General features: G+C 73.0%; 10 protein-coding genes and 1 pseudogene. 4 read left to right on the forward strand and 7 right to left on the reverse strand.

Going from position 1 to position 14,616, the window contains the following annotated elements; genetic code table 11:
• Positions 1 to 72: 72 nt before the first annotated feature.
• Together ACGFU6_RS13785 and ACGFU6_RS13790 are read right to left on the reverse strand one after the other, a co-directional pair.
• On the reverse strand, positions 73 to 2,442 hold the full coding sequence (locus ACGFU6_RS13785) for a glycosyltransferase (RefSeq protein ID WP_393610618.1): 2,370 nt from the start codon (positions 2,440 to 2,442) through the stop codon (positions 73 to 75).
• Positions 2,439 to 3,989, reverse strand: a complete 1,551-nt coding sequence (locus ACGFU6_RS13790; protein WP_393610619.1) for a hypothetical protein — start codon at positions 3,987 to 3,989, stop codon at positions 2,439 to 2,441. The genes ACGFU6_RS13785 and ACGFU6_RS13790 overlap by 4 nt, the downstream gene beginning before the upstream one ends.
• Before the next feature lie 265 nt (positions 3,990 to 4,254).
• Between ACGFU6_RS13790 and ACGFU6_RS13795 the strand changes: the two genes are divergently transcribed.
• On the forward strand, positions 4,255 to 6,756 hold the full coding sequence (locus ACGFU6_RS13795; protein WP_393610621.1) for a YfhO family protein: 2,502 nt from the start codon (positions 4,255 to 4,257) through the stop codon (positions 6,754 to 6,756).
• Here the strand turns inward: ACGFU6_RS13795 and ACGFU6_RS13800 are convergent.
• Positions 6,753 to 7,418, reverse strand: coding sequence for a TetR/AcrR family transcriptional regulator C-terminal domain-containing protein (locus ACGFU6_RS13800; RefSeq protein ID WP_393610623.1), 666 nt, complete (start codon positions 7,416 to 7,418; stop codon positions 6,753 to 6,755). The two genes, ACGFU6_RS13795 and ACGFU6_RS13800, sit on opposite strands and share 4 nt — an antisense overlap.
• A gap of 60 nt (positions 7,419 to 7,478) precedes the next feature.
• Between ACGFU6_RS13800 and ACGFU6_RS13805 the strand changes: the two genes are divergently transcribed.
• A complete protein-coding gene (locus ACGFU6_RS13805) occupies positions 7,479 to 8,900 on the forward strand; it encodes an FAD-dependent monooxygenase (protein WP_393610625.1) in 1,422 nt (473 codons plus the stop codon).
• Positions 8,901 to 8,904: 4 nt separating this feature from the next.
• On the opposite strand, the gene leuE is transcribed toward ACGFU6_RS13805, so the two are convergent.
• Positions 8,905 to 9,573 carry a leucine efflux protein LeuE gene (gene leuE, locus ACGFU6_RS13810; RefSeq protein ID WP_393610627.1) on the reverse strand — a complete coding sequence of 223 codons (669 nt, stop codon included), beginning with the start codon at positions 9,571 to 9,573 and terminating at the stop codon, positions 8,905 to 8,907.
• Positions 9,574 to 9,799: 226 nt separating this feature from the next.
• Here leuE and ACGFU6_RS13815 point away from each other — a divergent pair, with 226 nt between their 5' ends.
• Positions 9,800 to 10,738: a peptidoglycan-binding protein gene (locus ACGFU6_RS13815; RefSeq protein ID WP_393610629.1), complete on the forward strand. Its 939-nt coding sequence runs from the start codon at positions 9,800 to 9,802 to the stop codon at positions 10,736 to 10,738.
• A 187-nt stretch (positions 10,739 to 10,925) separates the two neighbouring features.
• Here the strand turns inward: ACGFU6_RS13815 and ACGFU6_RS13820 are convergent, their stop codons facing one another.
• Both ACGFU6_RS13820 and ACGFU6_RS13825 read right to left on the reverse strand, forming a co-directional pair.
• Positions 10,926 to 12,164 carry a hypothetical protein gene (locus tag ACGFU6_RS13820; protein ID WP_393610631.1) on the reverse strand — a complete coding sequence of 413 codons (1,239 nt, stop codon included), beginning with the start codon at positions 12,162 to 12,164 and terminating at the stop codon, positions 10,926 to 10,928.
• A complete protein-coding gene (locus ACGFU6_RS13825) occupies positions 12,164 to 12,994 on the reverse strand; it encodes an RNA polymerase sigma factor (RefSeq protein WP_393610807.1) in 831 nt (276 codons plus the stop codon). Before ACGFU6_RS13825 ends, ACGFU6_RS13820 begins: the two co-directional genes overlap by 1 nt.
• Positions 12,995 to 13,529: 535 nt before the next feature.
• Here ACGFU6_RS13825 and ACGFU6_RS13830 point away from each other — a divergent pair.
• A pseudogene (locus ACGFU6_RS13830) lies at positions 13,530 to 13,781 on the forward strand (UDP-N-acetylglucosamine--N-acetylmuramyl-(pentapeptide) pyrophosphoryl-undecaprenol N-acetylglucosamine transferase); the annotation flags it as partial.
• A gap of 335 nt (positions 13,782 to 14,116) precedes the next feature.
• Here the strand turns inward: ACGFU6_RS13830 and ACGFU6_RS13835 are convergent.
• Entirely contained in the window at positions 14,117 to 14,599 is a 483-nt protein-coding gene (locus ACGFU6_RS13835) for a hypothetical protein (RefSeq protein WP_393610632.1), read from the reverse strand.
• Positions 14,600 to 14,616 lie beyond the last annotated feature (17 nt).

A 14,616-nucleotide genomic window follows, 5' to 3' on the forward strand; every position in this document is an offset into this window, starting at 1 on the left:
GTGAGCCGGTCGCGGTGACGACGGACGAGGGGCGGGGCGCGACCGGCGCCCCGCCCCTCGTCCGTGGTGGTCTCAGACGCGCACGCCGGCCTGGATCAGCCGGAGGTCCGTGGCGTTCGCCTCGGTGACCTTCCACAGCTCCTGCTGGCGTCCGTGCACATCGGCCACCGCCGCCGTGTGGTCCTCCAGCAGCCCGGCCGCCCGCTCCACCAGCCGCGCGCCGAGGTGCCGGTCGTGGACGGAGATGCCCCACTCGGGGCGCTCGATGTCGGCCAGGAAGTACGCCATCTTCGGGTGCGAGATCAGGCTGATGACGGGGGTGCCGCAGCCGAACGGGATCATGCCCGCGTGCCCGCGCATCCCGATGACCAGCTTCGTCCGGGCGTAGGTGTCCCGGATGGCGTCGTTGCCGAAGTCGTACATCGGGACCACCGGCAGCGCGATGCCGTGCTCGCGGCGCAGGTCGAACGCGATCCGCTCGTCGTCCAGCGAGTGGGCGACGCACTTCACCTCGGCGTACCGGCCGAGCCCCCTGACCGCCTCGGCCATCTCGGCGAGGAAGTGTCCGTAGTCGTGGCCGAAGCGGAGCCCGGAGCGGTCGTAGGCAGCGTTGACCAGCACGGTGTCCTCGCGCCGCGCGGGGTCGCTCCAGCCGTCCACCAGCTGCCGGGTGACGGTGGTCGGGCAGGGCTGGAAGCGGACCTTGTCGTGCAGCGAGGCGGGCAGCAGCTCGCGGACCTTGTCGATCGAGCCGTGGTTGCGGAGCCCGAAGAACGCGGAGCGCTCCACCAGCTTGCGCAGCGAGGAGAGGAACCGCTCCCGGCCGTGCCCGTACGCCTGGCCGTCGAAGGCGTTGAAGCCGACCGCGTACACCATGACGGGTACGTCGATGCGCTCCAGCATCTCGTCGGGGACGTTCCACTGCCAGCCGCTGTTGCCGTTCGGCGCGGTGTCCGGGATGAAGAGGCCGCCGCCGCCGATGACCAGGCCCCGGCGGGAGTTGACCCGCTCCAGCGCGGCCTCGTCGAACAGCCGGTGGGCGTGGACGGAGTGCCAGCGGGCCGGCCCGGTGTCGTGGCCGAAGGCGAGGCGGACGCTTTCCGGGAGGAGCTTGTCCCCGGCGTTGCCCTGCCGGTCCATGTAGAACGCGACGTGGGCCAGTTGTTCGTCGGCCGGTCCTTCGGCGGGTGCCCCGGTGTCCGTGGCCCGCTTGTACATCAGCCGGTTGGCGCGGTGGGTGGGGTCGACGCCGAGGCCGTCGAGCGCGTACCGCGCCGCGCTGGTGTCGTCGCCGTGGATCCAGGCGATCTGGGCGAGCCGCGAGAAGGCGGTGGCGGCCCGGTTGGGGGCGGCGGCGGCCAGCAGGAGCTGGGCGCGGGCCTCCTCGTAGCGGGAGACGCTCATCAGCGCGTGGCCGAGCACCTCGTGCGGCCACGCCTCGTCGACCGGGATCCGGACGGAGCCGAGGAGGTCGGCCGCCTCCTGGTACTCACCGGCACCGATGTGCGCGGTGGCGACCCGGCGGGCGCTGTCGGGGTCGGCGGTGCGGCGGACGTGCTGGGTGCCGTAGTGCACCAGCAGGTCGTGGTGCTTGGCGCCGGGCCGGGCCAGGTAGGCGGCGTGGAAATCGGCGTCGGACAGCTCGAACTCGCGCCAGCGGTCCTCGGCCTGCGCGTACCCGGCCTCGCCGCCCTGCCAGGGCTTGTGCCGGCCGGTGAAGTGCAGGATCGCGGTGGTCTCGGGCACCGGGAGGTCGCCGGAGAGCCGCCGCTTGACGAAGTTGTAGCGGGTGTCGAGCTGGACGAAGTCGCCGTCGAGCACGGCGTTCAGGATGCCCTGGTCGTGCTTGTCCAGCTCGTACGCGCCGGAGCGGCCGGTCTCGTCGATCCGGTCGCAGAACTCGTCGCTCAGGTACTCGCGCTGGATGACCAGCAGCCCGCTGTTGAGCTTGTGCTGCCCGTAGAAGAACTGCGGAACGGCGGCGAGTCCCTCGCGCAGCCGCAGCAGTTCGTCCAGCGCGCCGAGGACCACCATGTCGGTGTCCAGGGTGATCACGGTGTCGTAGTCGCGCACCCGGAAGACGTCCAGGATGAAGTAGGCCTTGCGGACCAGGTAGTTGTCCTGGTCGCCCTTGGCGTACGTGTCGTAGTGCGCGGCGTCCACGCGGCGGAAGTCGGCGCGCGGGTGCAGCTCCCGGATGCGGGCGACGGAGGCGGGGCGAAGCCCGTCGTGCAGGACGATGAAGTCCTCGCACAGGGCCGGGTTGGACAGGGCGAGGCTGCGCAGCAGGGTGAGGAAGCCGGGCAGGTAGTTCTCGTCCACGAAGCTCGCGAAGGCGATCCGGCGCTTGCCGGTGAGCGCGTTGGCGGGCGCGGGCCGCACGGGTACGGGCTGTACGGGTGCGGGCCGCGCGGGGGCTTCGGCGGGGGGCGTTGTCGTCATCGCAGTCGGATCCTCGTATCGGTGACGCTCTGGGCGCGTTCCATGACCCACGCCTTCTCGCTCGTGTACTCGTGCACGGAGGTGATCGGCATCTTCATCGCGGCGGGCAGCCGGTAGGCGCCGCTCTCGTAGAAGTCGAAGCCGATCAGGTCCAGGCGCGGGCTGACGTCCAGGTGGTCCAGCAGCCAGAGCATGTTGAAGCCGCTGGTGGGGATGGACGGCCAGGCGTCCGCGCCGACCTTGCCGATGTCGCGCAGCGGCCAGCGCAGCGACTCGTCGCCCAGGTACCGCTGGGCGCCCGGCACCAGCCGGGTGCGCAGGGAGTGCTTCCAGTCGCCGGCGAGCCCGCCGAACACCAGCCGGGTGTGGACCTTCTGGTCCCAGTTGAAGCCGTGTTTGTGGATGCTGGCGTGGATGTCGGTGCGGCTGCCGGTGGCGGCCGGGTCGATCCGGTACGAGTTGAAGCGGACGACCAGGTCGTACGCGTCGATCTCGGCGCCCAGCGAACCGGAGCCGACCCGCTGGGAGTTGGCGATCAGGCAGATCGACTTGCCCGCGATGTGGTTGCGGAACTCGCCGAGGGTCAGCCACTCGACCCCGCCGAAGGTGGGGTCCGCGACCGGTCCGCGCATCCGGCTCCGGCGCTGTCCCGCGTAGAGCGCGATCAGCTCCGTCAGGTGCCCCGCGCCGTCCTTGCCCGGGGCGGTACGCCGGGCGCCGCTGCCCGGTGCGCCGCCGGCCTCCAGGGCGAGGCCCAGGTAGTGGGCCAGGGCCTCCTGGATCTCCGGCACCGGGGCGCCGGAGCGGTCCTGGGCCAGCAGCGCGCCGATCAGCCGGGACCGGGCCCGGTTCCAGTCCCCGCGCGCGTGCAGCGCCAGGCCCTCGGCCCAGGTGTCGGTGACCGGTCCCCCGGCGAAGCCGGCGGCCTCCGGGCAGTCCCGCTCCAGCATCCGCAGCAGCTCGTCCTGGCGCTCCGCCCCGGCCCGCAGCCCGGCCGTCCTGGCCGCGATCCCGAATCCGTCGTCGTCGGTGAGGGCGAGGTAGCGCCCGTACGCCTCCACGGCGTCGGCCTCCGCGCCCACGGCCTCCAGGACGCGGGCCCGCAGCCGCCAGGCCGCGCGGGAGCGGGTGCGCTGGGTCAGCACGGTGTCCGCGACGAGGAGCGCGAGCTTCAGCTCGTCCTCGTAACCGCAGTCCAGGGCCTTGCTGCCGACCGCGAGCAGCGGGTCCATCAGCCGGTCGCCGATGATCAGCGCGGAGGCGGGGGCGGTCCTGGCGGTGCGGCGCAGCAGGGGGGCGGGGGCGGCGGGGGCGGGCGTCTGCTCCATGGCGGCGTGGGTGGCCAGCAGGTTGCGCAGGGCCTCCGCGAGCGCCGTGCGCCGCCGGTCGAGCCCGGCGACCAGCTTCCCGCTGTGGGCGGCGCAGGCGCGCAGGCAGGTCTCCAGCTCCGTCGGGCGGACGTCGGCGAGGGAGGGCGCGGGGCCCTCGGACGGGAGCGGGGCCTCCGCGTCACGCTGCCGTGGCCAACGGGTGCGGGCTTTCGTCATGGCGCTCCAAAGCGTCTGATGCCCGTGGGGGGAAGGGGCGTAGGACGGGGACGGATGTTCGTCAACCGTTCGGGGTTCCGTGGCACGTTAGGAAACCTGAACGGCCGCCGGGTGAACTCACCCTGTCGGCACGGAGAACGGCTTCCGCCGCCGGCCGGCCCCGGTGACCCGGCGGGGACCGGCACGTGAAGGGCGGCGGGACATCAGGTGAACCGCCTTTTCCCGCACGGGATTTCACGATGTTCGATGACATATTCGAGCCACCATGAGGACTCCGCCGATTCTCCGATCGCCGCGCGCCACGGGCGCCGCGCTGGCCGCCGTGCTGACCGTCGCCGCCGTCTGCGCGGGCGACGCGATGGCCCGCAGCTACCCGTTCGGCCCGCGCACCCGCAGCGTGAACGACCTGGGCAACCAGTTCGTACCGTTCCACGCCCACCTCTGGGACCTGCTGCACGGCAGGGCGGACGGCGGGCTGCTGCTGAACTGGCAGTCCGGCTTCGGCACCAGCTTCCTGCCGGACCTCGGCACGTATCTGAGCAGCCCGTTCGCCCTGCTCGTCGGGGTGTTCCCGAGGGACCGCATCGACCTGGCCGTCTACGTGGTCACGCTGGTGAAGACGGGGGTGGCGGCGGCGGCGATGACCTGGCTGCTCACCGCGTTGCGCCGGGGGCGCGGCCGGGAGTGGGCGGCGGCCGTGCTCGGCGCCTCGTACGCGCTGTGCGGCTGGTCGGTCGCCGAGGCGGCGTACAACCCGATGTGGCTGGACGGGCTGATCGCGTTCCCGCTGCTGTGCCTGGCCGGTGAGTGGGCGCGGACCGCGCGGCGGCCGGTGCCGGCGACGCTCCTGGTGACGCTCGCCTGGGTGTCCAACTTCTACACCGCGTACATGGCGACGCTCGGGGCCGCGCTGGTGCTTGTGGTGCGGCTGCTGCTGGAGGAGGAGTCGTCGCGGGAGCGGGTGCGGGGGCTGGTGCGCGCGGTGCGGACGGTGCTGATCGGTATCGGGCTGGCCGCGCCGGTCCTGCTGCCGGTCTTCCTCGGCACCAAGCACGCCTACCCGGGCTGGATGCGGGAGTTCGCCCCGGCCGCCTGGCCGGATGTCGCGGCCCGGCTGCTGCCCGCCACGTACGGCTTCTTCAGCCCGGCGGTCTTCCTGGGCACGGGCGCCCTGCTGCTGGCCTGCGTGCCGGCGTTCCACCGGGAGCTGCCGCGCGCCGAGCGGTGGGTGTGGCCGGGGCTGGTGGCGGCGGTCGCGCTGTCCATGCAGTGGGGGCCCACGCATCTGCTCTGGCACGCCTTCGCGACGCCGAACGGCAGCCCGTTCCGGCAGACGTTCGTGCTGAGCGGCATCGTGGTGATCGCCGCCTGGACGTCGGTCGCCCGTGCGTGGCCGGACCGGCGGGCGCTGCTGGGCGGGGCCGGGGTGCTCGTGCTGATCGCGGCGGCGGCCGCGCCCAGCGCGCTGCTCACCCGGTGGACGTATCCGCTGTTCGCCGCGGGCCTGGTGGCGGCGCTCTGCGGCCTCGCCCTGGTGCGCAGCGGCAGGTTCCTCGCGCTCGCGGCGCTGCTGCTGGTGGGGGCGCAGGCCGGGCAGGCCGCCGCGACCACGGCGTACGGCGACCGGCAGCGGCTGAAGCAGCTCGACGACTACGCGCCCTGGGGCGAGCGCCAGCGCCTTCAGGCCGATGCGGTGGCGGACGCCGACGGCTGGCCGCGCTACCGCACCGATCCGGGCCCGGAGCAGAGCACGGCCAACGACCCGCTGACGGTCGGCGGTCAGGGCGGGGCGTACTACAGCAGCCACACGCCCGACGTGACGACCCGCACCTTCCTCGCGCTGGGCGGCGGCTCCACCTCGCGCGGCCGGGCCCTGCAGAGCCTGGACAACCCGGTGACGGACACGGTGTTCTCGGTCGGCGCCCGGGTGCACATGCCGCGCGACCCGCACCAGGTCTGGAACCGCCCCGACGACCGTCCGGTGACCGTGACCCGGCGGGACGTCCCGCCGCTGGTGACGGTCCGTCCCGCCGCCTCCGCCGGGCCGTTCGGGCGTTCGCCGTTCCGCAACCAGGAGAAGCTGCTCGGCGCGCCGGTGTACACGCTGCCGAAGACGGTGCTGCGAAGCGCGGACGGGGCGGCCGCCGCGGACCGGAACGCCTACGCGTACGAGGCACCGGCCGGCACGTACACCCTGAGCGCGAGCTGTCCGGCCGGCAGCGAGGTGTTCCTGTGGGCGCCCGACCTGTTCGGCACCGCACTGCTGGGCGCGGGCGGCGAACCGGCCGACGTACGGGGCGATCTGCCCGCCCGCCGGGCCGGGATGCTGCCGCTGGGCCCCGGCTCGGGCCGGATCGCGGTGACGCTGCGCGCGGAGCGGGACGGGACCGTTCCGCACGAGTCCCTCGGCTGCCTGGATCCGGGGCGCCTCGCCTCGGCGGTGGCGGGGCTGAAGCGCACGGGCGCGACCCGCGTCACGGTCTCCGGCAGCGGCCTGCACGCCGAACTCCCGCCGCACACCGAGGGCCTCGCCGTGCTGGCCCTGCCCCGGATCGCGGGCTGGAGCTGCGACGGGCGCCCGGCCGGCTCCTACCTCGGGCTCGTCGCGGTGCCGGTGGGCGGGGGCCGGACGGCGGTGGACTGCTCGTTCCGGCCGCCGGGGCTGCGGGCCGGGTCGCTCGCCGGGGCCGCCGCACTGGCGGCGCTGCTGGCCACGGCGTTCGGGCCGGCGGCATCGGCCCGGATACGGCGGCGCAGGCGCGGCTAGGACGTGTGGCCGGGGGCATCGGCGCGCCCGTAGCGCGCCTCGATGCCCGCGATGATCAGCCGCAGGCCGTCCTCGAAGCGTTCGTCGTAGTTGGCGAAGATCTCGGAGCCGGCCGCAGCGGCGAGCGGGTAGCGGGCCAGCCGTTCGGCGCGTTCAGTGACGTCGAAGCCCTCCCGCCGCTGGTCCGGCATCGGGCGCACGCCCTGTTCCTCGCTGACGAAGCCCATCGTGTAGGAGTACGCGGTGGTGCCCGCCCGGACCGCCTGCCAGAGCTCGAAGCCCGCGTCGACCATGGTCCGCAGGTGCCCTTCGAGCCCGTCGGCGTGGTCGGTGCCGGTGAACTGCGCGCCCCCGTAGACCTTCGCCCCGTCGCGGTAGCGCAGCAGCCCGCGGCGCAGTCCGCTGTTGTACGCGACGAGCTGCTCCTGCCAGCCCTGCGGCGTCGGCGCCGGCAGGTCCTCATCGAGCATCCGGCGGTACATCACGGTGGCCATCTCGTCGAGCAGCGCCTGCTTGTCCTTGAAGTGCCAGTACAGCGCGGGCGCCTTGACGTCCAGCTCCCTGGCGATGGTGCGCAGGGTGAGCCCGTCCAGGCCCACCTCGTTCAGCAGCCGCAGCGCCGTGTCGGCCACCCGGGACCGGTCGATCTTCGTCGTACCCACCCGGTCAAGTTAACAGCCCCCGCCTTGACAACTTAACAGCGTTAAGCGCAGACTCCCGACATGGAACTTAACAGCGTTAAGGAAACTGGGGTCCTGATCGTCGGCGCCGGTCCGTGCGGCCTCGCCCTCGCCTGCGACCTGGCCCGCCGGGGCGTGCCCGCCCTCCTCGTCGAGCAGGCGCCTGCCCTCTTCCCCGGCTCGCGCGGCAAGGGCATCCAGCCCCGCACCCGGGAGGTCCTGGACGACATCGGGGTGGGCGACGCGGTCCGCGAGCACGGTGGTCCGGCGCCGGTCGGGATGGTCTGGCAGAACGGCGAGCGGATGGGCGAGCACCGGATGTTCCGGGTGGCGGCGCCGACCGACGCCGAACCGTACGGGGAGCCGTGGCTGATGCCGCAGTGGCGGACCCAGGAGATCCTGCTGGCCCGGCTGCGCGAGCTGGGCGGGGACGTGGTGTTCGATACCGCGCTGACCGGTCTCGCCCAGGACGCGGAAGGGGTCACCGCCCAGTTGTCCACCGGTCCGGTCCGCGCCTCCTACCTGGTCGCGTCGGACGGCGGGCGCTCCACGGTGCGGCGGGCGCTGGGCATCGCGATGACCGGGGAGACCGTGGACCCGGCGCCGATGCTGGTGGCCGACGTACGGGTCGCCGAGGACGCGCTCGACCGGCTGAACTGGCACATGATGAACACCGACGCGGGGTTCATCACGCTGTGCCCGCTGCCCGGCACAGCGGACTTCCAGCTGGCCGCCCAGTTCAAGGAGGGCGAGCCCGACACCTCCGCGGAGGGGGTGCGCGCGCTGGTCGCCGCACGCACGCACCTGGAGGCGGCGGATGTCACCGAGGTGCGCTGGTCCTCCGACTTCCGGCCGCGCGCCGCCCTGGCCGACCGCTTCCGCGAGGGCCGGGTCTTCCTGGCCGGGGACGCGGCCCACGTCCACTCCCCGGCGGGCGGACAGGGGCTGAACACCAGCGTCCAGGACGCGTACAACCTCGGCTGGAAGCTCGGCCAGGTGCTCAACCACGGCGCGTCCCCGGCCCTGCTGGACACGTACGAGCAGGAGCGCCGGCCGGTCGCCGCCGAGGTGCTCGGCCTGTCCACCCGGATCCACCGGGGCGAGCAGGAGCGCGGCGCGGCCGCCCAGCAGCTGGGCATCGGCTACCGCGAGGGACCGCTGTCGGTGGGGAGCGCGGGCGTGCTGCGGGCCGGCGACCGGGCCCCCGACGGGCCGACCGGCGACCGGCGGCTGTTCGACGTCTACCGGGGACCGCACTTCACGCTGCTGGCGGTCGGCACCGACGCGGAACTGCCGCGGTTCGCGGGATCCGACGTCCGGGTGCACCGAACGGACGCGTACGAGGCGTACGGCAAGGGCCTGTTCCTGGTCCGTCCGGACGGCTACCTCGGCTGGGCGGGCGAGGACCCGGCCGGGCTCGCGCGGTACCTCGCACCGCTGGGCGTCGCTCTCACGGCGGGCTGAGCGCTCAGACGCTGCTGAGCGACAGCTTCGCGGCGAAGCCGAGGAACAGCACGCCCGCCGCCGAAGTGGCCCCGGCCGAGAGCCGCTTGCGGCGGCGGAACGCGGCCGACAGCCGGGTACCGCCGAAGATCAGCGCGGAGAGGTACAGGAAGCTGGCGGCCTGGAGCAGCGTGCCCAGCACCAGGAAGGAGAGCGCCGGATAGGCGTATCCCGGATCGACGAACTGCACGAAGAACGAGATCAGGAACAGGATCGCCTTCGGGTTGAACAGGCTGACCACCAGCGCCCGCCGGTACGGCCGCTCCATGGTGCCGATCGCCTCGGCCCCGTCCGCGGACTCACCCGTCAGCTCGGCCACCCGCCGGTGCCGCTCGCGCCACATGGACACCGCGGCCCGCAGCATCCCGAAGGCCAGCCAGGTCAGATATCCCGCCCCGGCGAACTTCACCACGGCGAACAGCACGGGCGTCGTCTGGAGCAGCGACGACGCTCCCAGCGCGGACAGGGTCATCAGCACGGTGTCCCCGGTCCACACCCCGGCCGCGGCCACATAGCCGGTCCGCACCCCGCGCCGGGCGGCGACGGACAGCACGTACAGCGAATTCGGTCCCGGCAGCAGAACGATCAGTACGAGGCCGGCGAGATAGGTCGGAAGGTCGGTGACACCCAGCATGAAACGGAGTGTCGCACGCGGGTGCGACACTCCGGATACGGGGTTCAGGTCCTGGGACGACGTTCCGCGTCAGTCCCCGTCGCCGTGGAGAAGACCCGGCCCACGTTCCGGCCGCTGATCGGTGACCGGCCGGTCTCGATAACGCTTTCGCCGTCATGCGCGGGATTCGGCAACCGGGCAGGGCGGGAATCCGTCTCATGGGATACCGGAGACCCAGGGGGCCGAGATGATACGCACCAGAAGGACCGGGCACGGCACCGCGCACCGGGGCAGCCGTGCGGCAGCGGCGGCCGGCGCCGCCGTGGCCGTAATGGCGCTGACCGCCGTGACCGCGGGATGCGAGCCGCAGGCCGCGGGCAGCACCCCGTCGGCCCCGGCGCCCGCGCAGACGAGCGGCAGCCCCACCGACGACGCCAAGCCCGGCCCGGACGAACCGGGGACGCCGACGCAGTCCGCGAGCACGGGACCCGGCAAACCGGCGAGCACACCGCCGAAGCCCACGCCCTCTGCCACGACCGCACCCGACCCGCAGGGCAAGGTGCTGATGGCGAGCGGCGCGCAGGGCAAGCAGGTGCGCGAGCTCCAGGCCCGGCTGCGCCAGATCGGCCACTTCAACCGCACCCCCACCGGCTACTACGGCACCGTCACGGTCACCGCCGTGCAGTCGTTCCAGGGCAAGCGCGGGCTGTCCCGTACGGGCAAGGCGGACACGCTCACCTGGCAGAAGCTGCTCGGCATGACGCACGAGCCGACGGCGGCGGAGCTGAACCCGCCGACCACCCGCCCGGTCGCGAAGCCGGACAAGCGGTGCATGAAGGGCCGGGTGATCTGCATCAGCAAGAACAGCCGGTCGCTGTCCTGGATGATCGACGGCAAGGTCCTCTCGTCGATGGACGTGCGGTTCGGCTCGCAGTACACGCCGACCCGCGAGGGCACCTTCGCCGTCTACTGGAAGTCCCGGCACCATGTGTCGACGCTCTACGACTCGCCCATGCCGTACGCGATGTTCTTCAGCGGCGGGCAGGCGGTGCACTACTCCTCGGACTTCGCGGCCCGCGGCTACAACGGCGCCTCGCACGGCTGCGTCAACGTGCGGGACGAGGGGAAGATCGCCTCGCTGTACGCCCAGGTCCGCGACGGCGACAAGGTCGTCGTCCACAGCTGAGCGCCGGACGGGCGGCCGGTGGATATGAGGGGCGCGGGCGGGACCGGGGGAACGTGTCCCGCCCGCGCCGTTGCGCCGAGCCGAAGGTACGGGGGGAACCCCGGCTCAGGACGCTGCCGATGACCAGTCGGCTCACTCTGTACTGCGTCCGCGTGCCGAAAAACGTCACACCCGGTGGTGGACGGGGTCAGCGGGCCGCGACGGGGGTGGCGGGCGCCGAGGTGCCGAGGTCCGCGTCGGGGCCCGTGCCGAGCTCCGTGGCGGAGCCGGGTTCCGGGTCCGGTACGGCGAACGCGGCCGGGGGCTGCGGGGACGCGGGGGAGAAACCGATCGACGGGAGCGAGCCGGAGCCGCCGGACGGCGAGTCGCCGTCGCTGCCCGGATCACCGCCGCTGTCACCGTTGCCGCTGTCGTCACCGTTGCCACTGTCGTTGCCGCTGTCGTCGCCGTTGTCGCTGTCCCTGCCGCTGCCTCGGTTGTCGCCGGCCGTGTCGAGCATCCGCTCACAGAACCGGTCCAGATTGCGGGCGCCCTTGGCCAGTGCCTCGAGGCGGCTTCTGCGGTCGTCGTCGAGCTTGCCGTCGCGGTAGTCGCGGCAGGCCTTCAGCGTCTTGGCGTACCAGGCGCCCGAGGTGCCGCCCGGCGAGGTGCCGGGCTGCCCGGAGCCGTCGCTGTCGCTGCCGCCGGGGTCCTGCGTGCTGTCCGGGGAGCCGCCGGCCGGGTCCTCCCGCTGTCCCGAGCCGGTCCCGCCCTCGGTGGCGGGGGCGCCGGTGGGGCCGGTGCCCGAGGTGCTCCTCCCGCCGGGGCGGGCGGAGTCCGGCGCCTCGGGGGGCGAACTGCGCGGGCTCGGCGTGCCGGCCGGCGGCTCGGGCGTCCCGTCGTCGGACGTGAGGCCGGAGCCGAGCTCCTCGGGCGAGGCGGCGGCCGACACCGACGTCGCCGGCGAGGGGGTGTGCCGGCCGAAGGGACCGGGCAGCACCCCGGTCCCGGCGGCCACCGCCACCCCGCCGATCGCACAGCACGCGAGCGAGGCGACCAGGCCGAAGCGGACGGGGCGGCTCCAGCTCGGCGGGCGAGCGCCGGAGGTTCCGGTGCCCGACCCCTTGCCGGAGGCGGTCCGGCCTATGTGTACGGGCGCGAGCATGCCGCTCCCGTCCGGCCCGGCGGCGCTCACCCGGCCGGCCCGCGCGGACGCGGGGCGGTTACGGGTCGTGGGGCGCGGGGCGGAGCGGAAGGCGGCCAGTGCGGCGGCCTCGCCCGGAAGCTCACCGGTGGCCGGGCGCGCGGCACGGGCCGCGGCGTCCAGGGCGGCCGCGAGCCTCTCGGCATCCGGTCCCTGCTGGCCGTCGACAGGATCGACCGGTTCACGGCGGAGCAATCTCTCCGCCGCTTCCTTGTCAAGCCACTCGTACTGCTCGTCGGCCATCACATGTCCTTCTGCGTCCAAAGACGCGAATGCGTCACACCGGCGGGCGCCACCAGGCCGGTGCGGGAGGGGCGTTGCGCGGGTACGGCGCCGAGTTCGGCCGTCCGGCCGGCCGCACTGCCGTGCGGCGCCTGCACGGGAGCCGGCCCGTCGCCCGGTCCCCTGGGGGCACCGAGCCCGCCGGCCGGGGCGCCGCCGTGCGGACGGCCGCCCTCCGCGTGGTCCACGGGCGGCGGATCGCCGCCGCCCGGACGCGTGGTGCCGTCCGGCAGGTCCGCGGTGTCCGCCCGCAGCAGTTCGGCGAGCCGCTTCAGCCCCCGGTGGGCGGCGGTGCGTACCGCGCCCGGCCGCTTGCCCAGGGTCTGCGCCGCGCTCTTGGCGTCCAGCCCGACCACCACGCGCAGGACCACGGCCTCGGCCTGGTCCTGCGGCAGCTGGGCGATGAGCGACATGGTGCGGCCGGTGGCCAGGGCCTCGATCGCCTCGGCCGCCGTGTCGGACTCGGCGGGCTTCTCGGACAGCTCCGCCTCGTCGCCGCCGGACGAGGGCCGCCTGCCGCGCATCCGCAGATGGTCCAGGGCGCGGTTACGCGCTATCCGCGCCGCCCACCCCCGGAACCGGTCCGCGTCACCGCTGAACCGGTCGAGGTCGCGCGCTATCTGGAGCCAGGACTCGGACGCCACGTCCTCGGCGTCCGGCTCCCCCACCAGTGTCCTTATGTAGCCCAGCAACCGCGGCTGCACAGCGCGGTACACAGTACGGAAGGCGTCCTCGTCCCCGTCCTGCGCCGCGAGCACCGCGGCGGTAAGCCCCGCGTCGTCCCCCAGCACTCCCTCAACCCGCCCTGCTGTCCTGAATCGCAGCTGGTCACCACTGCCGCGCCACCCTGCGCGACTCAGCACGCTACGTCCTTCGCGGGCATCGCGTCCATGACTTGTACAACCCGCAACATTGTGCGGCGGGGCTGCGGTGTGACAGAAAACGCGTTCCCGGCGCTGAGATGAGTACGGGGTCGTTCCGCGGCCCCGCGGAAGACGACCGGGGCCTCTCCTGTGGGGGGTGGCGGCCCCGGTCGTCGTTCCGACACGTGGTCGCTTGACCAGGCGCTTTGTGGGCCAGCCGGCTCGTCCGTGACCAACGGCGTGGCCAACACGTCAGGGATTCCCTCCAGGTGTACGCGTTCGTGAACCCTGGATAGCCCAGTGACCAGCGCTTCCCGGCGCTCACCTGACCTGTCCGCCTCAGTCACCGCGTGACCTCAGGACAAGTCCTGGCACTTCCGTTCGGCACCGGAGGCCGCCGAAGCGGAGAGCCCGTCCACCAGCGCGACCCAGGCGTCCGCGACGCCGAGAACCATGGCGAACGATCTACCCCGCTCTCACCGCGATCCGTACTCTGCGGGCACGGCTGGCCGCTTCCGGCCGCACCCTCGACGCCCTGTGGATCGGCACGGCGGAGGACCTGGAGGCCCGGGTCACGAGCGCGGAGGGCATCCCGTTCACCACCGTGGCTACGGGCAAGATCCGGCGTCACGCGAACCCGCTGAAGATGGTGTCGCCCGCCAACGTCCGGGACATGGCACGTGTGCCACTCGGGGTCGCCCAGGTGGCACGTGTGCCACTCGGGGTCGCCCAGGCGCGCGGCGCTTCCGCCGCGTCCCGATAACAGCACGCAGACCGGCAGGCGCCGACTCCCTTGCAGACAGGCTGCAGAAGGGCGGCCGGGAGTCCACCCAGCCTATTCAGCAGAAGCCCAAGGGCCGCCAGCCTGACGGTTTCGCGGCGCTTCAGCGATACGGCCCGCGACGCACTACCCATCAACGGAATATGGGAGTGACCGTCGTTGAGGAAACCTAAATCGGTGCGGGGGGTCTTCCGGGTGGACGTCACTCGCGCCCTACGCTTACACCCCAAACGAGCGAAGCCGCGGCAGATCTGCCGCGGCTTCGACCCTTACTTCTTCTTCGTGAGGTAGTAGGTATCCCGCACATCGGGGTCCGATGTCAGGAAGAACAGTCGGAGCTTCCCCTTCTTGCTCCTGGTGACACCGATGTCCCAATCCGCCTTTTCCGGCGGCGGTTCCGTGCGAGACGCGACGTCGTCCGGGGTGAGTTCTTTTTCTGCTTCCGGGCTTTCAGTCGCAGGATCCTTCTTCCCTGCACCACCGCCCGGGCTCGCCTCGACCCGAATCACCGATCCGTTACCCACGGTGTTCCCACCCCGATACGCCCCGGGCTTCAAGAGGCGCCAGGACCCCGGACCCGACATGCGCCAGGCATCATCGAATTCGAACTCCTGCCCGTCAAGATTCTCCACGACCGCACGGAATTCGGGTTGGAAGGTCAGGGAACTACCCTTCCAACCCGTCCAAGTGCCGTAGAGATCGGCAGCAGTCACCTTGACGGGAGGTGGCGGCGGGTCGGTACGACTGTCCACACAGGAGGTCAGAGTCA

Origin of the sequence: Streptomyces sp. NPDC048462, assembly GCF_043200175.1 — a bacterium.
Classification (GTDB): domain Bacteria; phylum Actinomycetota; class Actinomycetes; order Streptomycetales; family Streptomycetaceae; genus Streptomyces.